Source organism: Escherichia sp. MOD1-EC5990 (assembly GCF_002965285.1).
Classification (GTDB): Bacteria; Pseudomonadota; Gammaproteobacteria; order Enterobacterales; family Enterobacteriaceae; genus Escherichia; species Escherichia coli_F.
Genome location: NZ_PTRV01000011.1, coordinates 114,717 through 137,084, shown reverse-complemented (window position 1 = coordinate 137,084; position 22,368 = coordinate 114,717). Strand labels below are relative to the sequence as shown.

Here is a 22,368-nt window from a genome sequence, read left to right as displayed (position 1 = left end):
TCAGTTTCTTACTACGCCTTATCTCCCTTTGCGTTATAGTGATTCGATAACAAAAGCAGGAGATAACCATGTTAACAGTGGAAATGTTATCCACCGGGGATGAAGTGTTACACGGGCAAATCGTTGACACTAACGCTGCCTGGCTGGCCGATTTTTTCTTTCATCAGGGGTTGCCATTATCTCGCCGTAATACGGTGGGGGATAACCTCGATGACTTAGTGACCATTCTTCGTGAACGTAGTCAGCACGCCGATGTGCTGATTGTGAACGGCGGGCTGGGGCCGACCAGTGATGATTTAAGCGCACTCGCCGCTGCGACTGCAAAAGGAGAAGGCCTGGTGCTGCATGAGGCCTGGCTCAAAGAGATGGAACGTTATTTTCGCGAACGTGGACGGGTGATGGCACCGAGCAACCGTAAACAAGCGGAGCTACCTGCCAGTGCAGAATTTATCAATAACCCAGTAGGCACCGCCTGTGGTTTTGCCGTGCAGCTTAATCGTTGTCTGATGTTCTTTACCCCCGGCGTACCGTCGGAATTTAAGGTGATGGTCGAGCACGAAATCCTGCCGCGCCTGCGCGAACGTTTTTCTTTACCGCAGCCGCCGATTTGTCTGCGTTTGACTACCTTCGGTCGTTCGGAAAGCGATCTGGCGCAAAGCCTGGACTCCCTGCAATTGCCGCCGGGCGTAACGATGGGCTATCGCTCCTCGATGCCGATAATTGAACTTAAGCTGACCGGACCGGCAAGCGAGCAACAGGCGATGGAAAAATTGTGGCTGGACGTTAAACGTGTTGCCGGACAGAGCGTGATTTTCGAAGGCACCGAAGGACTGCCCGCGCAGATCAGTCGCGAATTGCAGAGCCGCCAGTTCAGCCTGACGTTGAGCGAGCAATTCACCGGTGGTTTATTGGCTTTGCAACTTTCTCGCGCAGGTGCTCCATTGCTGGCGTGTGAAGTAGTTCCTTCACAGGAAGAAACCCTGGCGCAAACTGCGCACTGGATTACAGAACGGCGTGCCAACCATTTTGCCGGGCTGGCACTGGCTGTTTCTGGTTTCGAGAACGAACATCTCAACTTTGCGCTAGCCTCGCCAGACGGCACTTTCGCTCTGCGTGTGCGTTTCAGCACTACGCGCTACAGCCTGGCTATCCGTCAGGAAGTGTGCGCAATGATGGCACTGAATATGCTGCGCCGTTGGTTAAACGGTCAGGACATCGCCAGTGAGCATGGCTGGATTGAGGTTGTTGAGCCCATGACTTTATCTGTCTGATTCCGCCACTCCGTGCCGGTTTACTGCACCGGCACATTCCCCCTCCGGCAAAATTTGTCCAACCTGTTGTACTCAATAAGAAAAAATCCGTGCGCTGATTCACAAATTTGTGCGTAATTTCTCCAGCCCGCTGGACGAGGTGCGGGATTTGATGCGCTTCACAATTTTACTCCCCCTGAACAACGAGACTGATTCCAGTATCTAAGACTGGAGTCCAGTATGTTGGAATCAAGCAAAGTTCCCGCCCTGACACGGGCTATTGATATTCTCAATTTGATTGCCCGCATTGGCCCCTGTAGTGCTGCGACGATCATTGACACATTGGGGATCCCTAAAAGCACGGCCTATTTGCTGCTTAATGAACTCAGGCGTCAGCGTTTTCTTAGCCTTGATCACCAGGAAAATTTTTGTTTGTGGACCAAGCTGGTGGAGCTTTCCGGTCATGCGTTAAGCAAGATGGATCTCCGGGAACTGGCTCGACCGCGTTTGACGCAACTGATGGATACCACCGGGCTGTTATGTCACCTGGGGATTATTGATAACGGCAGCGCTTATTACATTTTGAAAGTGGAGTCATCAGCCACTATCAGCGTGCGTTCCCATGAAGGAAAAAGCCTTTCGCTTTATCGCTCCGGAATAGGTAAATGCCTGCTAGCCTGGCAACCTGCATCTGTACAGCAAAGTATTATCGAAGGGCTGGTCTGGGAGCAGGTGACACCCACAACGATTACTCATCCACAGCAACTTCACGAAGAACTGGCGCGTATTCGCCGTCAGGGCTGGAGCTATGACAACGGCGAAGATTACGCCGATGTCCGTTGTGTCGCTGCGCCGGTGTTTAACGCCAATAACGAGCTTACCGCTGCGATCTCGGTGGTCGGTACCCGCTTACAAATCAATGAAGAATACCGTGATTATCTGGCGGGCAAGGCCATTGCCTGCGCCAGGGATATTTCACGTCTGTTGGGATGGAAAAGTCCCTTTGACTTACAGGCCTCATAACAATGGAGAACAGCATGACCCTACCAAAAATCAAACAGGTTCGCGCCTGGTTTACTGGCGGTGCGACAGCAGAAAAAGGCGCTGGCGGCGGTGATTATCACGACCAGGGGGCGAATCACTGGATTGACGATCATATTGCCACCCCGATGAGTAAATACCGCGATTACGAGCAGTCACGCCAGTCATTTGGCATTAACGTTCTTGGCACGTTGATTGTTGAAGTCGAAGCAGAAAACGGCCAGACCGGATTCGCCGTTTCGACAGCCGGTGAAATGGGCTGTTTTATTGTCGAAAAACACCTTAACCGTTTCATTGAGGGTAAATGTGTCAGTGATATCAAACTGATCCACGATCAAATGCTCAATGCCACCCTGTATTACTCCGGCTCTGGTGGCCTGGTGATGAATACGATTTCCTGTGTCGATCTGGCTCTGTGGGATCTGTTCGGCAAAGTGGTCGGGCTTCCGGTTTATAAACTTTTAGGCGGCGCAGTTCGTGATGAGATTCAGTTCTACGCCACAGGTGCGCGTCCGGATCTGGCAAAAGAGATGGGCTTTATCGGTGGCAAAATGCCGACGCACTGGGGGCCACATGATGGCGATGCGGGGATCCGCAAAGATGCCGCTATGGTCGCGGATATGCGTGAAAAATGCGGTGAGGATTTCTGGTTAATGCTCGACTGCTGGATGAGTCAGGACGTGAACTATGCCACCAAACTGGCCCACGCTTGCGCGCCCTATAACCTGAAATGGATCGAAGAGTGCCTGCCGCCACAGCAGTATGAAGGTTATCGCGAACTGAAACGCAACGCGCCAGTCGGAATGATGGTCACCAGCGGTGAGCATCACGGCACACTGCAATCTTTCCGTACGCTTTCAGAAACCGGTATCGACATTATGCAGCCGGATGTTGGCTGGTGCGGTGGCTTAACCACGCTGGTGGAAATTGCCGCAATCGCCAAATCCAGAGGGCAACTGGTGGTGCCGCACGGTTCGTCTGTTTACTCTCACCATGCGGTGATCACCTTCACCAATACGCCATTCAGCGAATTCCTGATGACCAGCCCGGATTGTTCAACGATGCGTCCGCAATTTGATCCGATTCTGCTTAATGAGCCAGTGCCGGTGAATGGTCGTATTCATAAATCAGTGCTTGATAAACCCGGTTTCGGCGTCGAGCTCAATCGTGACTGCAATTTGAAACGCCCCTACAGCCACTAATCATTCCGGGCGTTGCTTTGACAACGGTAACGCCCACATATTTTAAGGAGCTTTTTATGAGCACCGCTTTGCTTGACGCCGTGGTGAAGAAAAACCGTGCGCGTTTAATTCCGTTTATGTTGGCGCTGTATGTGCTGGCGTTTCTCGACCGTTCGAATATCGGTTTTGCCAAACAGACCTACCAGATTGATACCGGGCTGAGTAATGAAGCTTATGCGCTGGGAGCAGGCATTTTTTTTGTGGTATATGCGTTTCTGGGTGTTCCGGCGAATCTTTTGATGCGCAAACTGGGGGCAAGAACCTGGATTGGTACGACAACACTGCTGTGGGGATTTCTTTCGGCAGCCATGGCATGGGCCGATACTGAAGCGAAATTTCTGATCGTTCGCACTCTGCTTGGTGCTGCGGAGGCCGGGTTCTTCCCTGGTATGATTTATCTCACCTCGCAATGGTTTCCGCAGCGTAATCGCGCCAGCATTATGGGGCTGTTCTATATGGGCGCACCGTTGGCGTTAACACTGGGATCACCGCTTTCCGGCGCGCTGCTGGAGATGCATGGATTTATGGGGCATCCCGGCTGGTTCTGGATGTTTGTGATTGAAGGATTGCTGGCAGTCGGCGCTGGTGTATTCACATTCTTTTGGCTTGATGACACGCCGGAGCAGGCTCGTTTTCTGAGTAAAGAAGAAAAAACGTTGCTTATCAACCAACTGGCAAGTGAAGAACAACAGAAAGTGACTTCTCGACTGAGCGATGCGCTGCGTAATGGGCGAGTCTGGCAACTGGCGATTATCTACCTGACCATTCAGGTGGCGGTTTACGGATTAATTTTCTTCCTGCCGACGCAGGTTGCTGCATTGTTGGGGACAAAAGTGGGCTTTACGGCGTCGGTGGTCACCGCCATTCCGTGGGTCGCGGCCTTGTTTGGGACCTGGCTTATTCCGCGCTATTCCGATAAAACCGGCGAACGGCGTAATGTCGCGGCGCTGACATTACTGGCGGCGGGCATTGGTATTGGTCTCTCCGGGCTGCTTTCTCCAGCACTGGCGATCGTAGCGCTGTGTGTTGCAGCCATCGGGTTTATTGCCGTGCAGCCGGTGTTCTGGACGATGCCGACACAACTGCTTTCCGGTACGGCGCTGGCGGCGGGGATTGGTTTTGTAAACCTGTTTGGTGCAGTGGGCGGGTTTATTGCCCCGATCCTGCGCGTGAAAGCAGAAACGTTGTTTGCCAGCGATGCGGCTGGATTACTGACGCTGGCAGCGGTGGCGGTCATCGGTTCGCTGATTATTTTCACTCTGCGTGTAAATCGCACTGTTGCGCAGACCGACGTGGCACATCATTAATAGGTTAAGGAACACCATGAACGCATTATTAACCAATCCCTTTAAAGAACGTTTACGCAAGGGCGAAGTGCAAATTGGTCTGTGGTTAAGCTCGACTACTTCTTATATGGCAGAAATTGCCGCCACCTCCGGTTATGACTGGTTGCTGATTGACGGGGAGCACGCGCCAAACACCATTCAGGATCTTTATCACCAGCTACAGGCGGTAGCGCCCTATGCCAGCCAACCCGTGATCCGTCCGGTGGAAGCCAGTAAGTCGCTGATTAAACAAGTCCTGGATATTGGCGCGCAAACTCTACTGATCCCGATGGTCGATACTGCCGATCAGGCACGTCAGGTGGTGTCTGCCACGCGCTATCCTCCCTACGGTGAGCGTGGTGTCGGGGCCAGTGTGGCACGGGCTGCGCGCTGGGGACGCATTGAGAATTACATGGCGCAAGTCAACGATTCGCTTTGTCTGTTGGTGCAGGTGGAAAGTAAAACAGCACTGGATAACCTGGACGAAATCCTCGACGTCGAAGGGATTGACGGCGTGTTTATTGGACCTGCGGATCTTTCTGCCTCGTTGGGCTACCCGGATAACGCCGGGCACCCGGAAGTGCAGCGAATTATTGAAACCAGTATTCGGCGGATCCGTGCTGCGGGTAAAGCGGCTGGTTTTCTGGCTGTGGCTCCTGATATGGCGCAGCAATGCCTGGCATGGGGAGCGAACTTTGTCGCTGTTGGCGTTGACACGATGCTCTACAGCGATGCCCTGGATCAACGACTGGCGATGTTTAAATCAGGCAAAAATGAGCCACGCATAAAAGGTAGTTATTGATATCAAAGGCCCACGGGGATCGGCTGTGGGCCTGTGTTAATTAGTGGTTATTCGCTGCCAGATCGGCTTCGCTTAGCTGGGTGGCAGCGAGCACCAGGTCACGATCAATGCCCTGTTCCAGCATGCGCAAGGCAATTTTAATGGCTTGTTCATGCATGCCCTCCTGCCAGCCAATTTGATGCCCTTCCTGCCGTAGCCGTTCAGCAATAGTCATCAATCTCTCCTTTTAATAACAGTTCGGAATATCAGCATCAGTGAGTTGGGTTGTCGCCAGCACAATCTCACGTTCAAAGCCCTGTTCCAGCATGCGCAAGGCAATTTTAATGGCTTGTTCATGCATACCTTCTACTTTGCCTTTCTGCAAACCCTCCAATTTCCCCTCCTGCCAACCTTCAATTTTACCTTCCTGCCAGCCAATTTGGTGTCCTTCCTGCCGTAGCCGTTCAGCAATAGTCATCAATCTCTCCTTTTGTAGTGGTGAACGTTCGGCAATCTCCTCAATAAAACGGGTGAAACGGGAGGTATCGCCGCATTGCAGCAGATAATTAAACAGCGTTTGTAGCTGGCTGTCATTAGTGAAGCCTCTAACCAAAAGCGTGGTGATCCTGTCGACCATACCGATTAAATCGCGGTCGCGAATATGCTTTTGAATCAGTTCAAGCAGAGCTATACGCCGATGTTGCATGATCTCATCGTCAGGCACGATGGTGATATCCACCAACGGAAAAGCTTCGGTGTACAACTGCCGGGCAAGTTGCGGATCGTCAAACTCATCCAGCCAGTTAAGTGAGTATGGGTAGGGCGAGGTTTCGCCGTGATAAAACAGCAACGGCACCACCAGCGGGACTCTGTCATAGCCTTTGTCCAGGTGACGCTGCATGGCGGCAGTGGCATAGCGCATTAGCCGAAAAGCCATATTCTTTTCTGCAGAGCTTTGATGTTCAATCACGCAGTAGATATAGCCGTTACCGTCGCTGGTTTCCACGGACCACAAAACATCCGAGTAGTAAGCGCGTAAACTTTTTTCAATAAAGCTGGTGGGTTCCAGGCGTAAGGTTTGCAGGTTGCAAAGTTTACGCAGTGGCTCCGGTAGATGTATTTCGAGAAAATCCCGCGCGGTTTCGGGCGAGAACATAAAGGTTTTAAACACCGCATCATGCGGGGAGGAGGTTGTTGATTCGGTCATGGTTGTCCGTCACCTGATATTTATGATGACGCGACATTACGGGGATCTCAGAACAATGACATCTGCCAGTTTCTGCCTTTGCGAGACGTTTTCAGAAGAATTTTCAAAGCGATGCAACGCATACACTGGATGCGGAATCACGTACGCAGAAATGCCCGATAAGCAATGCGCTTACCGGGCATCACAAGGAAGATTAAGACAGCGCCTGGGCCAGCAGCGTAATCGGGTGCTCGCAGCGAAGGCTTGTAGACATTTCAATCTGCCATTTGCAGGTTTCGCAGTCGGTGACCACCAGATCTGCGCCGCTTTCTTCTATCTGACGGAACAGTGGTGCGCCGATGGCTTGTGAGGTTGGGTAGTTCTCTTTTTTGAAACCGTAAGTTCCGGCAATACCGCAGCACTGGGAATCCAGCACCGTTAACTCAAGCCCCGGGATTTTACGCAACAGCTCCAGGGTGTAGAGCGTCCAGCCCATTTTTTCCATATGGCATGGTGTGTGATAAACCACTTTCAGCGGCAGCGATTTCAGCGGTAACGTTTTGCCTTCGTCCAGCTTGCGCCACAGCCAGCGGGTCGCCAGTTCGATATGATCGCGCAAGCCTCTGTTGTCGACATTCAGCACTTCCGGGTATTCGTCACGCAGGGCAAATGTACAGGTTGAGGAGGTGGCAATCACCGGAATGCCTTTTACCCCTACCGCTTCGCGGATCGACTCTACATTCGTGATTGCTTGTTTACGTGCTTTATCGGTAAAACCGTTGGCGATGAGCGGCACGCCGCAGCATTTTTCTTTGCTCAGCAGTTGTACGCCGGTGTCCATCGCGTTGAGCACTTTAATTAAATCTTTACCTAACTGCGGATGGTTGTAGTTAACGAAGCAGCCGTGAAAGAAAGCCACCTGGTCTTTATATTGCGCTTGCTGAGCCGCCACGCTGCGATACCAGCGACGAAACGTACCGAAGGAGTATTTCGGTAGCGTGCGGCGATGATCGATTTTTAACGCCGCATCAAGCAACTGCCGCACTGGTTTCAGCGAGGTAGCGGTGTTGACGATTGGAGCAAACGGCGTGGAAACGCTACCCATCAGGTCGGTATGACTCAACACAAAATTGCGCAGCGACGGGCGCGTGGTGTCATATTTCGCCCGCGCGCGCTGGATGATATCGCCAATCTTCACATCGGACGGGCAGGCGACTTCGCAACGTTTGCAGTTAATACAATATTTCAGTGCCTCGTCATACAGTGCACCATCTTTTAAACGCAGACGCTCGCCATCCGGCCCGGCTTGTTTTGGCCCCGGATAGCTGGGATTCACCCGGCTCACCGGGCAGGCGGTGGTGCAGACGGTGCACTTAATGCAGTTTTCGAAGCTGGTGTCGTTCATTGTTGGCCTCCTGCGCGTTGGGCAATTTGTTGAGCGGCATGTAAAGCACTGACGGCACAAACACCGCCGCCGCATCCCTGGGCAATGGGATCAAATCCGCCCAGCACCGAACCGATGGCAAATAGGTTCTCAATGGTTTTCCCCGCCTGCGACGGGCGCAGCGCCTCATCAGTGGTGACACCGAACTGCTGCCACGGCTGCGGCGCAAAAAAATCTCCCTTATACCATTCACCCCGCGTAGAGGTTTGTAGCACATCAAGACCAATAATTGGTTCACGAATGCCTTCACGTTCCGCTACCAGTCCGCCACTAAAGAAACTGCCGCTGGCGAGTACGGCAAAGCGTGGACGCAGCGGGATATCGGCGTGATTGCGGGTCCAGATTTCATTCACCACGCCATTTTTACAGGTCACTTTTTTCACTTCATCGCCCGGCATCCACACGCCCCCCTGGCGCACAAACTGGCGCTGTAACTGGTTTTGCAGACGAATGCCCAGCACTGAAGGTGGTAATGTCGGCAGTAACATTAATGAACAGGGCAATTGCTCGTTCAGCCACCGCCAGAGTTTGTCATCAGCCAGGCCGAAGCAGGCGGGCATCAGGATCATTTCGCTGGTATTGGCGACAGGAATAAGCGCATCAATTAACAGCGGCCAGTTTTCTTCGTTATCAAGGAAACGGGCGATATTCACTGCGCGGAACTCGGTGGCGTTATTGCGCAGGATATCCAGTTCTGGCAGCTCTATTTCTGCGGTTTCAACATTAAGATCCAGTTCGCGCAATGAAGCCGCCGCAAGATGCGCCTGAAAATCCATCAGGCCGCTAATTCCCACTACACAAATTTTCTTCGCGGGCAGCGGCCAGACGGGGACTTCTGGCGAACTTAGCCAGGTAGAGCGCAGAGTACCGAGCGGCGTAACTCGCTGGTGAGCCAGCTCTACGCTGCCCTGTAATTGCGCACCGCTTTCAGCGATTAATGTCTGTGCCTGACAAGCGAGATCGAGCACGCGTTGTGGCCCGAGAAGAGAGTATGGATGGGCAGGTGCCTGATGACACAAAGATTCCAGTCCACTGTGAATGTCTGTCACTGGCTGACCGTCAGGCAGATTGCTCAGCAAATCCAGCGATCCGGATGAAAAATGCAGCGCGCTTTGACCACGCGTAACAATGGCACAGCGCAGTCCGTGTTTTTGCAGTTGCAGGCCGCAGAGTAATCCGGCGAGCCCGCCGCCCATAATGACAGTATCAAAGCGCATCTTTCTGCTCCTTCTCCAGACCACAAAGTCCCTGATAAACCCAACGGGTAAACTCGCTTTCGCGCAATGCGTCTCCCCAGGCGATGGGTTGCACGCCTTTCCAGCGTTCGTTAAGGAAGGTGGAAAGTTGCTCGATAGATTGCGCGGACGTCGTGACGTTAAAACGCTGTAGCAGTCCGGCAGCGCGGCAGGCGCAGAGCTCGCCCTGGCAGGTTCCCATCCCCACACGGGTGCGACGACGTAAATCCAACAGGCTGTTAACGTTTAAATTTTCTACTGCGTACTGCACTTCACCCGCAGTTACCGCTTCGCACTCACATACCAGGCTGCGGTGCAGACGGCCTTCGCTAAGCCAGGCAGGCGTGCGATCGCCATGACGATAAACCGCAGAACCGCGCAGCGGGGCAGGCAGGGAGATGACTTTACGCAAGGTAATTTCAGCGGGTTCCTGTGAACCTGGAAGTGCCAGATCGGCGGTCGTACAGGGGCGCGTATTGCCCAGCTTGCGACATACCGCGTCGGTAGCCCATTCCGCCATCAGCCGATAGGTCATCAGTTTGCCACCGGTGATGGTGATAAATCCGTCCAGACCATCGCGTTCAGCATGATCGAGCAGCACGATACCGCGACTGACGTTACGCCCGCTCGGGTCATCATCGCTGGCAACCAGCGGACGCACGCCAGAGTAAGCCCGTAAAATACGCGTTTTCGCCATCACGGGGGCCAGTTTTTCCCCTTCACGCAGCAGAATATCCACTTCTTCTGCCGTCACTCGATTATCGTCAATCTCGTTGTAATCAATACGTAAAGAGGTGGTGCCAATCAGCGAAATGGTATCGCCTGGCACCAGGATATCGGCGTCGGAAGGTTTACGGCAACGGTTGATCACATGCTGGTTAATGCGATGATCCATGATCAGCAGTGATCCTTTGGCCGGGAACATACGAATGCGCAGATCGGCATATTCGGCAATATGTTGCCCCCAGATCCCGGCGGCGTTCACCACTACAGGCGCATGAAGTGCCTGAATTTCGCCAGTGAGATGGTTACGTACACGAACGCCACACACCGTCGCGCCTTCACGAATCAGACCTGTCACTTCGTGCGCGGTGAGGATAATGGCACCGTGTTCTTTCGCATCGAGCATGTTCGCTGCGGTCAGGCGAAATGGGTCAACAGTGCCATCCGGAACTTTTACCGCGCCAATCAGTGCCGGGTTAACGGAAGGTTCGATAATGCGTGCTTGCTGCGGATCAATGGCTTCAGCACTGATTCCAGCCTCTTCGCAAGCACGAATAAAAGTCGCCTGGAAGGAGAGATCATCTTCCGGCAGGGTGATAAACAGGCCGTTGGTTGGTTCGACACAGTGACGCGCAATGCGTTTTAAAATCTGGTTTTCACTAATACATTCGCGGGCCGATTCCGCATCGGTAACCGCATAGCGTGCGCCGCTGTGCAGCAGACCGTGGTTACGCCCGGTGGCTCCCGTTGCGATGTCGTGGCGCTCAACCAAAATCACGCGCAGCCCGCGCAGGGCACAGTCGCGGGCAATCCCGGCTCCCGTTGCGCCGCCGCCAATGATAATCACGTCACTTGATTGCGAGTCGCGAGTTTTCATTGTTATCCCTCTGAAGTTCGTTTTTTACCATTTAGCCATAGTAAAAACATGAATTGTTTGATTTCGCGCATATTCGCTCATAATTCGAAAGTGAAACGTGATTTCATGCGTCATTTTGAACATTCTGTAAATCTTATTTAATAATGTGTGCGGCAATTCACATTTAATTTCTGAATGTTTTCTTAACATCGCGGCAACTCAAGAAACGGCAGGTTCTCCCACTGAATCAGGCTGTTAATCATAAATAAGACCACGGGCCACGGAGGCTTTCAATGTTGAGTATTTTTAAACCGGCGCCACACAAAGCGCGCTTACCTGCCGCGGAGATCGATCCGACTTATCGTCGATTGCGCTGGCAAATTTTCCTGGGGATATTCTTTGGCTATGCTGCTTACTATTTGGTTCGTAAGAACTTTGCGCTCGCTATGCCTTACCTGGTGGAGCAGGGATTCTCACGCGGTGATTTAGGTTTCGCGCTTTCTGGGATCTCGATCGCCTATGGATTTTCGAAATTCATCATGGGTTCGGTGTCGGATCGCTCGAATCCGCGCGTTTTCCTCCCCGCAGGTTTGATTCTGGCGGCGGCAGTGATGCTGTTTATGGGCTTTGTGCCATGGGCGACATCGAGCATTGCGGTAATGTTTGTACTGTTGTTCCTCTGCGGCTGGTTCCAGGGGATGGGGTGGCCGCCGTGTGGTCGTACTATGGTGCACTGGTGGTCGCAGAAAGAACGTGGCGGCATTGTGTCGGTGTGGAACTGTGCGCACAACGTCGGTGGTGGTATTCCGCCGCTGCTGTTCCTGCTGGGGATGGCCTGGTTCAATGACTGGCACGCGGCCCTCTATATGCCCGCTTTCTGCGCCATTCTGGTGGCACTATTCGCCTTTGCGATGATGCGCGATACCCCACAATCCTGTGGCTTGCCGCCGATCGAAGAGTACAAAAACGATTATCCGGACGACTATAACGAAAAAGCGGAACAGGAGCTGACCGCAAAGCAAATTTTCATGCAGTACGTGCTGCCGAACAAACTGCTGTGGTACATCGCCATCGCCAACGTGTTCGTTTATCTGCTGCGTTACGGCATCCTCGACTGGTCACCGACCTACCTGAAAGAAGTTAAGCATTTCGCGCTGGATAAATCCTCCTGGGCCTACTTCTTCTATGAGTATGCGGGCATTCCGGGCACCCTGTTGTGTGGCTGGATGTCGGACAAAGTCTTCCGTGGTAACCGTGGGGCAACCGGCGTCTTCTTTATGACACTGGTGACCATCGCAACTATCGTTTACTGGATGAACCCGGCAGGCAACCCAACCGTAGATATGATTTGTATGATTGTTATCGGCTTCCTGATCTACGGTCCTGTGATGTTGATCGGTCTGCATGCGCTGGAACTGGCACCGAAAAAAGCGGCAGGTACGGCAGCGGGCTTTACCGGGCTGTTTGGTTACCTGGGCGGTTCGGTGGCGGCGAGCGCGATTGTTGGTTACACCGTGGACTTCTTCGGCTGGGATGGCGGTTTTATGGTAATGATTGGCGGCAGCATCCTGGCGGTTATCCTGTTGATAGTTGTGATGATTGGCGAAAAACGTCGCCATCAGGAATTACTGCAAAAACGCAATGGAGGCTAATGGCATGAAATTGACGCTGAAAAACCTTAGCATGGCGATCATGATGAGTGGAATGATCATGGGAAGCAGTGCAATGGCGGCGGATAGCAACGAAAAAATAGTCATCGCCCATCGCGGTGCCAGTGGATATTTACCGGAGCATACGCTGCCAGCAAAAGCGATGGCTTATGCGCAGGGAGCGGATTATCTGGAACAGGATTTGGTGATGACGAAGGATGATCATCTGGTCGTTCTGCATGACCACTATCTTGACCGGGTAACCGATGTCGCCGATCGTTTCCCGGATCGGGCGCGTAAAGATGGCCGTTACTACGCGATAGATTTTACGCTGGATGAAATTAAGTCGCTGAAATTTACCGAAGGTTTCGATATTGAAAACGGTAAAAAAGTGCAGACTTATCCGGGGCGTTTCCCGATGGGTAAGTCTGACTTCCGGGTGCACACCTTTGAAGAAGAGATTGAATTTGTTCAGGGGTTAAATCACTCCACTGGGAAAAATATCGGTATCTATCCAGAAATTAAAGCGCCGTGGTTCCATCATCAGGAAGGGAAGGATATTGCGGCAAAAACGCTGGAAGTGCTGAAGAAATATGGCTACAGCGGTAAGGACGACAAAGTTTATTTGCAATGTTTTGATGTTGATGAACTGAAGCGCATTAAAAATGAGCTGGAACCCAAAATGGGCATGGACCTCAATCTGGTACAGTTGATTGCCTATACCGACTGGAATGAAACGCAGCAGAAACAGCCGGACGGAAGCTGGGTTAATTACAGCTATGACTGGATGTTCAAGCCGGGCGCTATGAAACAGGTAGCGGAATATGCTGATGGCATTGGTCCGGATTACCATATGGTGATTGAGGAGACATCGCAGCCGGGTAATATCAAGCTTACCGGAATGGTAAAAGATGCACAGCAGAATAAGCTGGTGGTGCATCCTTATACCGTGCGGGCCGACAAGCTGCCGGAATATGCCACCGATGTGAATCAGTTGTATGATGCTCTGTATAACAAAGCGGGTGTAAATGGGCTGTTTACTGATTTCCCTGATAAGGCAGTAAAATTCCTTAATAAAGAGTAATGCTACTGCAGGATGGCGTTTATGCGCCATCCTCTGCTAAAGCGAAATAATGCTACTACCGGTTATTCTTTTCATTAACGGGTGCATCCTGTAAAAAGATGCCAACATAATTTTCGTAAAACTCATTCGTTAAAAAAGCTAACACTGGGCATTGTTATTCTTTAAACAGTATGAATAGATCTCAATAATAAATTGTAATGCAGTTTATACTGTAAAGTATTATTCGAATTTCGGAAAGGTAAAGAAAATATTAATGTATCTTATTAATTTATCATATTGTTCTTGGGTGAATGCTGTTTGCACACCTTCAGGGCAATATTTACCAGTAATAACCAGTTGCCCATTGCTGTGTTGTATCATTAAACCTTCTTTTTCCTTTGGATCTAAAAACTTAGAATTATCAAATGTGAAGATATTTTTTTCATTTTTTGAGTAAGCAAAGAAATCTCGTGTATAGCTGAAACTATCATTTATTAATGGTGCTAACTTTTTGTCGGCGATATCGATAAGCTCACCACTTAATTTATTGATGTATTTCATTTGCTTCAATTTTTTCTGCGCTTGCACAATTTGCTTGTAGGTGTTTTCAATTTTTTTAGAAGAATTCTTAAATACATCATAGCGTTCCCCGGAGGATGTGTATTTGTACCATTCTGTATTTTTCTCAGAATGTAGTAGCAGGTCTGTATATTCTTTTTGCTTGCTGTAAAGTTGAGTTCTTATATTTAACTCGTGGATAAATTTATAAATTTTGTCAGAGTTGGTTATTTTTGGTGTGTCTTTGTCTGTCAATGTTTGGATCTTGTTATTGATATTTTCTTTTGCAACATGCTCATTGATGATGTTAATTGCAGTTTCATATTCATTTAAATTTATTGTTCTTTCTGAAAGAAACCCTTCTTTGCTTTCGATACTCAAAACACCTTCGTTGTTTTCACCTCGGGTAAAGGTAAGGGTATAGGGTTCATAATCTTCTGCAAATTCATTTTTATACGTTATGACATGCTCGACAAAATGTCTTATTGGTACGAAACCATAACTGTGAACGTCAATTTTTTGTGTTTTGATACTATCAATTTCATCTGAGGCTTTCGTGAAAAAAGCCAATAAATTAGCTATGTTGTCTGCTGAGGTTGATAACCCGAATCTACTTTGAGATATTTTTAGAAACTCATTGCAAAAAATCTCAAGTTTCGCGGTTTGTTGTGATTCTTTGTAAATTTCTGCTGTTTGCAATTTATTATTTTGTAAAATATTACAGCGAGATAAGTGAATAGATGTATTTGGCATAAATGATTCCTTGTAGTGTGAGTTAACAAGATACAATTTAATCTTTGCAGAATATATTCACTATCAAATTTAGCTCATTTTATTACGAAGACCTTTACGCATGTTAGAAAGTATCATTATTGTTAATAAATACGGTAATAAGTAACAAACAGATATTGATAACTTCCCTGACTAGTTATTAGGTATCCCACTTGAAGATTGAGAATGGCTCCAGAGTAAACTGTGTACTGTTCGCCGGAGTGTCATTACTCTCAACAATCGGTTTTGACAGTGAGTCGGGCGCTTCATACCGGTTTCTACCTGGAGTCATTGTCACTTCTCCCAACTGAATAAATATATATCGCCAATTCACAAAGTGGGCCAAAATCAGGTGAAAACGAATTATTACGCATGGTAAAGACTACAGGCCAACTAAGTGTGGCGAATCAGGCAATCTTACATTTGTCATCAATCTCATGTCTCACATCAAATTTTTCCACTCACCACGAGTTGTTCCGTACACGTTTGTAGTAAAAACAGTGGACTGCCTTCTACCGGCTTTTCTTTAGCCAACAACGAAATCTGTCGATAGAAGGTTGGTTCGAGAGGAACGGAACACAATTCACCTGCAATGGTTTTCAGCGTTAACTCTGGTAATAAGGCGATGCCTAATCCCTGTCGAATAAAATTCATCGCTGTATCCGCCTGATTAAATTCACATTTTATTTGCTGGGCGCACTATTAGTGGTAGTGGCTGGTGGAGTCTATGCGCTGCAAATGAAGGGTAAAAGCGGTGTCGCGCTAGTAGTGGCAAAAGAAATTCATTAATACGACACGTTTCATTAAGATTTTTCGCAGGTAACCACCTATAGTCATTGTCGTTAATAAAAAATGACAGGCGATAGGGTATGGCAGTTTCAGCAAAGTACGACGAATTTAATCACTGGTGGGCAACAGAGGGCGACTGGGTTGAAGAGCCTAACTATCGCCGTAATGGGATGAGCGGGGTGCAATGCGTCGAGCGCAATGGCAAAAAGCTGTATGTGAAGCGCATGACGCATCATCTGTTTCATTCCGTACGTTATCCGTTCGGTCGACCGACGATTGTCCGTGAGGTTGCGGTAATTAAAGAGCTGGAACGGGCTGGTGTCATTGTGCCGAAAATCGTTTTTGGTGAAGCGGTGAAAATTGAGGGTGAATGGCGCGCGTTGCTGGTGACGGAAGATATGGCGGGGTTCATAAGTATTGCTGACTGGTATGCCCAGCATGCAGTAACACCTTATTCTGACGATGTTCGGCAAGCCATGTTGAAAGCTGTGGCGATGGCGTTTAAGAAAATGCATAGCGTTAATCGTCAGCATGGCTGTTGTTACGTTCGCCACATCTATGTGAAAACAGAAGGTATGGTAGAAGCTGGTTTTCTTGATCTGGAGAAAAGTCGTCGCCGCTTACGTCGGCATAAAGCGATTAATCATGATTTCCGCCAGCTGGAAAAATATCTGGAGCCGATCCCTAAAGCGGACTGGGAGCAGGTTAAAGCGTATTACTACGCCATGTAATCACGTAGGCCAGATAAGACGCGTAAGCGTCGCATCTGGCACAAGTACCCGATCACATCTCGATTTCAATATCGCCTTTTGCCCGGCAACAACAGGGCAAAATTTCCCCCGGCTGAATAAAGGCTAACGGTTCGGCAATCCAGTCCACCTGGCCTGCAACAAGGCGTGTGCGACAGGAACCGCAGTAACCTTCGCGGCACTGGTACTCAACCGCCACATTGTGGGATTCCAGCGCCGCCAGAAGGGAAGGGTGTTCATCCTGGCACAGCAGTTGTGTGCCAGTGATGCGCAGGGTAACGCGAGCCATCAGAGCTGGAAGTTACTCAAATCGTCGGTGTCCACTTCCGAGTCAATCTGCCCGACCAGATAAGAACTGACTTCCACTTCCTGCGGAGCAACCTGTACGTTATCAGACACCAGCCAGGTGTTGATCCACGGGATCGGGTTGGAGCGTGTCTGGAACGGCAGATCCAAACCGACTGCCTGCATGCGGATATTGGTGATGTATTCAACGTACTGGCAGAGAATGTCTTTATTCAGACCAATCATCGAACCGTCACGGAACAGATAATCCGCCCAGTCTTTCTCTTGCTGTGCCGCCTGGACGAACAGGTCATAGCACTCCTGCTTACATTCTTCGGCAATTTCCGCCATCTCCGGATCATCCGCGCCGCTGCGCAGCAGATTCAGCATATGCTGCGTACCGGTCAGGTGCAGGGCTTCGTCGCGGGCAATCAGACGAATAATTTTGGCGTTACCTTCCATCAGTTCGCGTTCTGCAAAGGCAAAGGAACAAGCAAAGCTGACGTAGAAGCGGATCGCTTCCAGCGCGTTAACGCTCATCAGGCAGAGATACAGTTTTTTCTTCAGCTCGCGCAGGCTAACGGTCACGGTTTTACCGTTGACGGTGTGGGTGCCTTCGCCCAGCAGATGCCAGTAGCTGGTCATTTCGATCAGTTCATCGTAATAGCTGGAGATCCCTTCCGCACGTTTCTGGATCTGCTCGTTGGTGACGATATCGTCAAACACAACAGACGGATCGTTAACGATATTACGAATGATATGAGTATAGGAACGGGAATGAATTGTTTCTGAGAATGCCCAGGTTTCTACCCAGGTTTCCAGTTCCGGGATCGAGATCAGCGGCAGCAGCGCCACGTTCGGGCTACGACCCTGAATGGAATCCAGCAGCGTCTGATATTTCAGGTTGCTGATAAAGATGTGTTTCTCGTGTTCAGGCAATGCCTGGTAATCGATACGGTCGCGAGAAACGTCAACTTCTTCCGGACGCCAGAAGAAAGAGAGCTGCTTTTCGATCAGCTTTTCGAAGATGTCATATTTTTGCTGATCGTAGCGAGCCACGTTGACCGGCTGACCAAAGAACATCGGTTCTTTGAGCTGATCATTTTTCGTCTGTGAAAAGGTGGTATATGCCATGAATGTGTCCTGTTGGGAGTTTAATGCCGGATAAGGCATTTTACGCCGCATCCTGTGCCTGATGCGACGCTGGCGCGTCTTATCAGGCCTACAAAACCGAGCCGTAGGCCGGATAAGGCGTTCACACCGCATCCGGCATCTCAATATCAGATCTTACATGCGCCGCTTTCGCAGCCATCATCCTGAATTGACGGCACCAGATCGTCTTGTGCGTCTTCAGCACCGTCACGGGTGTTCTGATAATACAGCGTTTTGACCCCGAATTTGTAGGCGGTGAGCAGGTCTTTCAGCAACTGCTGCATCGGCACTTTTCCTGACGGGAAGCGTGATGGATCGTAGTTGGTGTTAGCAGAGATCGACTGATCGATAAATTTCTGCATGATACCCACCAGTTGCAGGTAGCCATCGTTACCCGGCATTTCCCACAGCAGCTCATAGGCGTCGTGCAGATGCTCGTAGTCCGGCACCACCTGGCGCAGAATACCGTCTTTCGACGCTTTGATGCTGACGTAACCACGCGGCGGTTCAATACCGTTAGTGGCGTTAGAGATCTGCGAAGAAGTCTCTGACGGCATCAGAGCAGAAAGCGTGGAGTTACGCAGGCCGTGCGTTTTGATTGACTCACGCAGTGCTTCCCAGTCGTAATGCAGCGGCTCATTAGCGATGGCATCCAGATCTTTCTTATAGGTATCGATCGGCAGGATCCCTTTCGCGTAAGTGGTTTCGTTAAACCACGGGCACGCGCCTTGCTCTTTCGCCAGCTCATTAGAGGCTTTCAGCAGGTAATACTGAATAGCTTCGAAGGTTTTATGCGTCAGGTTGTTGGCGCTGCCGTCGGAGTAGCGTTTACCGTGCTTCGCCAGGTAGTAAGCGAAGTTGATCACACCAATACCCAGCGTACGACGACCCATCGCTCCACGTTTGGCGGCCGGGATCGGGTAATCCTGATAATCCAGCAGCGCGTCGAGTGCGCGTACTGCCAGAATCGCCAGCTCTTCCAGTTCATCCAGGCTATTAATTGCGCCCAAGTTGAAAGCAGACAGCGTACACAGCGCGATTTCACCGTTCTCGTCGTTGACATCATTCAGCGGTTTGGTCGGCAGGGCGATTTCCAGGCACAGGTTAGACTGGCGCACTGGCGCGATGGCCGGATCAAACGGGCTATGGGTATTGCAGTGGTCAACGTTCTGAATATAGATACGACCGGTAGACGCACGTTCCTGCATCATCAGCGAGAACAGCTCAACGGCTTTCACACGCTGCTTGCGGATGCTGTCGTCTTTCTCATATTTGGTGTACAGGCGTTCAAACTCTTCCTGATCGGCGAAGAACGCGTCGTACAGCCCCGGTACGTCGGACGGGCTGAACAGGGTGATATCTTCACCTTTCAGCAGACGGGTATACATCAGTTTGTTGATTTGTACCCCGTAGTCCATATGACGCACGCGGTTGCCTTCAACCCCACGGTTGTTTTTCAACACCAGCAGGCTTTCCACTTCCAGATGCCACATAGGGTAGAACAGTGTTGCCGCACCGCCGCGCACACCGCCCTGAGAGCAGGATTTCACTGCCGTCTGGAAATGTTTGTAGAACGGAATACAACCGGTGTGGAATGCTTCGCCACCGCGAATCGGGCTACCCAGCGCACGAATACGCCCGGCGTTAATGCCGATCCCGGCACGCTGGGAAACGTATTTAACAATCGCGCTGGAGGTGGCGTTGATGGAATCCAGGCTGTCGCCGCACTCAATCAGCACGCAGGAGCTGAACTGACGAGTAGGGGTACGCACGCCGGACATGATTGGCGTCGGCAGCGAAATTTTAAATGTGGAAACCGCGTCGTAAAAACGCTTCACGTATTGCAGGCGCGTTTCACGCGGGTAGTTCGAGAACAGGCACGCAGCAACCAGAATATAGAGGAACTGGGCGCTCTCATAGATTTCGCCGGTCACGCGGTTCTGTACCAGATATTTGCCTTCCAGCTGCTTAACGGCAGCATAAGAGAAGGTCATATCACGGTCGTGATCGATAAACGTGTCCATCTGCTTGAACTCTTCTTCCGTGTAGTCTTCCAGCAGATGATTATCGTATTTGCCCATCTCGACCATTTTCACCACGTGGTCGTACAGCGCAGGCGGCTCAAACTGGCCATAGGCTTTTTTACGCAGGTGGAAAATTGCCAGGCGCGCGGCGAGATACTGATAATCCGGCGCATCACGGGAGATCAGGTCTGCGGCAGCCTTGATAATGGTTTCGTGGATGTCAGAGGTCTTGATACCGTCATAAAACTGAATGTGGGAGCGCAGCTCGACCTGGGAAATCGAAACGTTATGCAGTCCTTCTGCCGCCCAATCCAGAACGCGATGGATTTTGTCGAGATTGATGCGCTCTGTGCTACCGTCGCGCTTTGTCACCAGCAGATTCTGATTCATGTATGTCGTACCTGTTTTTGGAATTCTTTCCGCAATAGCTTCATGCAGACTACCTGTAGTGAGGGAAGCTGCTTAGAACACTATATATAGGGGGTATGTTTGGGATTCACTGCAAGATAGTGTGAAAATGGCCCTCTTGCAAGTGCATAACTTTGTGGATAACTCAGGAAGGAAAAAGTGGCTTCCGCGCACCTTAGGTCAGACAAGGTATCCGGGAAAGTCAATGGGAAGAGAAAAATTTGTTAAAAATAACTGTTCGGCGATTTCTTGAACGGCAGAATAGTATGGGTAAATTGATATAGATGGTTTATTAATCTTGTTGCTAATGATTGCCAAAATTGATCTAAGCACGAGTCATCACATAATCTGATGTATCAGTTGTGGTCAATATATAAGCGAATGTAAGCGATTGTTGAGTCGAAATGGTTGTTTTATATTCGTTTGTTGTTAAATACCAAGCCAATTTGTTACTTTTGCATATATTATAAGAATATTATTTATTACTTTAATTCAGTTTAAATATAACCGATTTACCTTAAGGTTATTAATTTGAATTATGATACACTGATATTATTCATCAAGTAATAACAAAATAGTCATTGCACCGAGTTATACAATTTACAAAAGAAAGATACCCCATATCACATAATGCGATTAAATACGCCTTCTCATAGAAAAGGATGGTTAGGGTAATATGCGGATTATTTTTCTACGTAAGGAATATTTATCTTTACTCCCGTCAATGATTGCGTCTCTCTTCTCCACTAATGGTATCGCAGCGGTTATTGATTCATGCCAGGGATATGATATCAAAGCGAGCTGTCAGGCCAGCAGGCAAAGCCTTTCAGGCATTACGCAGGACTGGAGCATCGCCGATGGGCAATGGGTGATTTTTTCGGGTATGGCCAATAATGCCAGCGGTGGCGCCGTATTTTTGCAACAAGGAGCGGAGTTTTCTCTATCGCCAGAAAATGAAACTGGAATGACTTTGTTTGCCAATAATACTGTCTCAGGAGAATATAATAATGGCGGGGCAATATTTGCTAAAGAAAACTCAACGATAAATATTGAGAATGTTATTTTCGACAGTAATGTTGCTGGGGGCTATGGCGGAGCAATCTATTCTGCCGGTACCAACGATACTGGTGCCGCCGATTTACGTATCACTAACGCCGTATTTCTCAATAACATCGCTAATGACGGCAAAGGCGGTGCACTTTATAACATCAATAATGATGTCTATTTAAGTGATGATGTTTTTAATAATAACCAGGCATATACATCAACAAGTTACAGTGATGGCGTCCGATATCACTGATAATAATAGCGACAGCAAGCATCCATCAGGTTATACGATAATAAATAACACCGCCTTTACAAATAACACTGCCGAAGGTTATTGCGGGGCAATTTATACCAATAGCGCGACGGCTTCCTATCTTATTGATATTTCAGTTGATGACAGCGACAGCCAGAACAACGGTGTTTTAGTGGATCAGAACAACAGCGCAGCAGGCTATGGCGATGCATCATCGGCGGTGGCGGGAGGCTTCATGTTCATTGATTCAAGTCAGGTCAGATTTGACATCGCGGCCAATAAAACTCTGGTCATCGGCAACATGAGTAACGATGGTGAGATCGATTCCATTGCCGGAAACAGTAGCTAAGTGTTGCTGTTCATAGCACGCCAGCATTAGATCTGAATTATTATCACGAGCCCCATTCGGTGGAAATTGAAGACGGTGGCAGCAATATCAGCGACGATGCGGCTAAGCAGCGTGGCGTGGCAGAAAGGGAGTAATGATTTTGCCCAGACGGCAGGGTTTTTATCGATGACGATAAAATGGTAATTGCTG

15 protein-coding genes and 5 pseudogenes are annotated in these 22,368 nt (G+C 49.7%); 10 read left to right on the top strand and 10 right to left on the bottom strand.

The annotated features are described in order from the left end of the window. Nucleotides 1–68 precede the first annotated feature (68 nt). From BEB42_RS14955 to yfaU, 5 genes are all read left to right on the top strand, one after another. Nucleotides 69–1,271, top strand: coding sequence for a nicotinamide mononucleotide deamidase-related protein YfaY (locus tag BEB42_RS14955; protein ID WP_105267434.1), 1,203 nt, complete (start codon nucleotides 69–71; stop codon nucleotides 1,269–1,271). 219 nt (nucleotides 1,272–1,490) lie between these two features. Continuing rightward, nucleotides 1,491–2,273, top strand: coding sequence for an IclR family transcriptional regulator (locus BEB42_RS14950; RefSeq protein WP_000894180.1), 783 nt, complete (start codon nucleotides 1,491–1,493; stop codon nucleotides 2,271–2,273). Nucleotides 2,274–2,287: 14 nt separating this feature from the next. Next, entirely contained in the window at nucleotides 2,288–3,493 is a 1,206-nt protein-coding gene (gene rhmD / locus BEB42_RS14945) for an L-rhamnonate dehydratase (RefSeq protein WP_001389850.1), read from the top strand. 56 nt (nucleotides 3,494–3,549) lie between these two features. Then, nucleotides 3,550–4,839: an MFS transporter gene (locus tag BEB42_RS14940; protein WP_001353078.1), complete on the top strand. Its 1,290-nt coding sequence runs from the start codon at nucleotides 3,550–3,552 to the stop codon at nucleotides 4,837–4,839. 16 nt (nucleotides 4,840–4,855) lie between these two features. Continuing rightward, nucleotides 4,856–5,659 carry a 2-keto-3-deoxy-L-rhamnonate aldolase gene (gene yfaU, locus BEB42_RS14935; protein WP_000992985.1) on the top strand — a complete coding sequence of 268 codons (804 nt, stop codon included), beginning with the start codon at nucleotides 4,856–4,858 and terminating at the stop codon, nucleotides 5,657–5,659. Nucleotides 5,660–5,699: 40 nt separating this feature from the next. Here yfaU and BEB42_RS26495 read toward each other — a convergent pair. The 5 genes and pseudogenes from BEB42_RS26495 to glpA all read right to left on the bottom strand — a co-directional run. Then, nucleotides 5,700–5,885: pseudogene (locus tag BEB42_RS26495) on the bottom strand (hypothetical protein); the annotation flags it as partial. After that, nucleotides 5,886–6,845: an ISNCY family transposase gene (locus BEB42_RS14925; RefSeq protein ID WP_000140543.1), complete on the bottom strand. Its 960-nt coding sequence runs from the start codon at nucleotides 6,843–6,845 to the stop codon at nucleotides 5,886–5,888. Between the two features lie 193 nt (nucleotides 6,846–7,038). After that, nucleotides 7,039–8,229, bottom strand: coding sequence for an anaerobic glycerol-3-phosphate dehydrogenase subunit GlpC (gene glpC / locus BEB42_RS14920; protein WP_001000390.1), 1,191 nt, complete (start codon nucleotides 8,227–8,229; stop codon nucleotides 7,039–7,041). Continuing rightward, nucleotides 8,226–9,485 carry a glycerol-3-phosphate dehydrogenase subunit GlpB gene (glpB, locus tag BEB42_RS14915; RefSeq protein ID WP_001209952.1) on the bottom strand — a complete coding sequence of 420 codons (1,260 nt, stop codon included), beginning with the start codon at nucleotides 9,483–9,485 and terminating at the stop codon, nucleotides 8,226–8,228. The genes glpC and glpB overlap by 4 nt, the downstream gene beginning before the upstream one ends. Then, nucleotides 9,475–11,103, bottom strand: coding sequence for an anaerobic glycerol-3-phosphate dehydrogenase subunit A (gene glpA / locus BEB42_RS14910; protein ID WP_000857269.1), 1,629 nt, complete (start codon nucleotides 11,101–11,103; stop codon nucleotides 9,475–9,477). The genes glpB and glpA overlap by 11 nt, the downstream gene beginning before the upstream one ends. Before the next feature lie 272 nt (nucleotides 11,104–11,375). Here glpA and glpT point away from each other — a divergent pair, with 272 nt between their 5' ends. Together glpT and glpQ are read left to right on the top strand one after the other, a co-directional pair. Then, nucleotides 11,376–12,734 carry a glycerol-3-phosphate transporter gene (gene glpT, locus BEB42_RS14905; RefSeq protein ID WP_000948724.1) on the top strand — a complete coding sequence of 453 codons (1,359 nt, stop codon included), beginning with the start codon at nucleotides 11,376–11,378 and terminating at the stop codon, nucleotides 12,732–12,734. A gap of 4 nt (nucleotides 12,735–12,738) precedes the next feature. Beyond that, the gene (glpQ, locus tag BEB42_RS14900; RefSeq protein WP_001353080.1) at nucleotides 12,739–13,815 is read left to right on the top strand and encodes a glycerophosphodiester phosphodiesterase; all 1,077 of its coding nucleotides are present in this window, start codon (nucleotides 12,739–12,741) and stop codon (nucleotides 13,813–13,815) included. A gap of 219 nt (nucleotides 13,816–14,034) precedes the next feature. Here glpQ and BEB42_RS14895 read toward each other — a convergent pair. Beyond that, nucleotides 14,035–15,105: pseudogene (locus BEB42_RS14895) on the bottom strand (hypothetical protein). Between the two features lie 465 nt (nucleotides 15,106–15,570). After that, nucleotides 15,571–15,813: pseudogene (locus BEB42_RS14890) on the bottom strand (LysR substrate-binding domain-containing protein); the annotation flags it as partial. Between BEB42_RS14890 and BEB42_RS26710 the strand changes: the two are divergent. Both BEB42_RS26710 and inaA read left to right on the top strand, forming a co-directional pair. Then, nucleotides 15,808–15,912: pseudogene (locus BEB42_RS26710) on the top strand (hypothetical protein); the annotation flags it as partial. The pseudogenes BEB42_RS14890 and BEB42_RS26710 sit on opposite strands and share 6 nt — an antisense overlap. 80 nt (nucleotides 15,913–15,992) lie before the next feature. Further along, nucleotides 15,993–16,643, top strand: coding sequence for a lipopolysaccharide kinase InaA (inaA, locus tag BEB42_RS14885; RefSeq protein ID WP_000301053.1), 651 nt, complete (start codon nucleotides 15,993–15,995; stop codon nucleotides 16,641–16,643). A 52-nt stretch (nucleotides 16,644–16,695) separates the two neighbouring features. Here the strand turns inward: inaA and yfaE are convergent, their stop codons facing one another. The 3 genes from yfaE to nrdA form a co-directional block, all read right to left on the bottom strand. Beyond that, nucleotides 16,696–16,950, bottom strand: coding sequence for a ferredoxin-like diferric-tyrosyl radical cofactor maintenance protein YfaE (yfaE, locus tag BEB42_RS14880; RefSeq protein ID WP_000135040.1), 255 nt, complete (start codon nucleotides 16,948–16,950; stop codon nucleotides 16,696–16,698). Then, nucleotides 16,950–18,080: a class Ia ribonucleoside-diphosphate reductase subunit beta gene (nrdB, locus tag BEB42_RS14875; protein WP_000332037.1), complete on the bottom strand. Its 1,131-nt coding sequence runs from the start codon at nucleotides 18,078–18,080 to the stop codon at nucleotides 16,950–16,952. The genes yfaE and nrdB overlap by 1 nt, the downstream gene beginning before the upstream one ends. Nucleotides 18,081–18,226: 146 nt before the next feature. Further along, nucleotides 18,227–20,512: a class 1a ribonucleoside-diphosphate reductase subunit alpha gene (gene nrdA, locus BEB42_RS14870; RefSeq protein ID WP_001075170.1), complete on the bottom strand. Its 2,286-nt coding sequence runs from the start codon at nucleotides 20,510–20,512 to the stop codon at nucleotides 18,227–18,229. A gap of 694 nt (nucleotides 20,513–21,206) precedes the next feature. Between nrdA and BEB42_RS14860 the strand changes: the two are divergent. Further along, nucleotides 21,207–22,167, top strand: a pseudogene (locus BEB42_RS14860) (hypothetical protein); the annotation flags it as partial. Nucleotides 22,168–22,368 lie beyond the last annotated feature (201 nt).

Bases quoted from the DNA above. Each gene is read 5' to 3' on its own strand.
- BEB42_RS14950 (WP_000894180.1), top strand. From the start codon at position 1,491: ATGTTGGAATCAAGCAAAGTTCCCGCCCTGACACGGGCTATTGATATT.
- glpC (WP_001000390.1), bottom strand. From the start codon at position 8,229: ATGAACGACACCAGCTTCGAAAACTGCATTAAGTGCACCGTCTGCACC.
- rhmD (WP_001389850.1), top strand. From the start codon at position 2,288: ATGACCCTACCAAAAATCAAACAGGTTCGCGCCTGGTTTACTGGCGGT.
- BEB42_RS14925 (WP_000140543.1), bottom strand. From the start codon at position 6,845: ATGACCGAATCAACAACCTCCTCCCCGCATGATGCGGTGTTTAAAACC.
- glpQ (WP_001353080.1), top strand. From the start codon at position 12,739: ATGAAATTGACGCTGAAAAACCTTAGCATGGCGATCATGATGAGTGGA.
- nrdA (WP_001075170.1), bottom strand. From the start codon at position 20,512: ATGAATCAGAATCTGCTGGTGACAAAGCGCGACGGTAGCACAGAGCGC.
- glpT (WP_000948724.1), top strand. From the start codon at position 11,376: ATGTTGAGTATTTTTAAACCGGCGCCACACAAAGCGCGCTTACCTGCC.
- BEB42_RS14955 (WP_105267434.1), top strand. From the start codon at position 69: ATGTTAACAGTGGAAATGTTATCCACCGGGGATGAAGTGTTACACGGG.
- nrdB (WP_000332037.1), bottom strand. From the start codon at position 18,080: ATGGCATATACCACCTTTTCACAGACGAAAAATGATCAGCTCAAAGAA.
- glpB (WP_001209952.1), bottom strand. From the start codon at position 9,485: ATGCGCTTTGATACTGTCATTATGGGCGGCGGGCTCGCCGGATTACTC.
- inaA (WP_000301053.1), top strand. From the start codon at position 15,993: ATGGCAGTTTCAGCAAAGTACGACGAATTTAATCACTGGTGGGCAACA.
- BEB42_RS14940 (WP_001353078.1), top strand. From the start codon at position 3,550: ATGAGCACCGCTTTGCTTGACGCCGTGGTGAAGAAAAACCGTGCGCGT.
- glpA (WP_000857269.1), bottom strand. From the start codon at position 11,103: ATGAAAACTCGCGACTCGCAATCAAGTGACGTGATTATCATTGGCGGC.
- yfaE (WP_000135040.1), bottom strand. From the start codon at position 16,950: ATGGCTCGCGTTACCCTGCGCATCACTGGCACACAACTGCTGTGCCAG.
- yfaU (WP_000992985.1), top strand. From the start codon at position 4,856: ATGAACGCATTATTAACCAATCCCTTTAAAGAACGTTTACGCAAGGGC.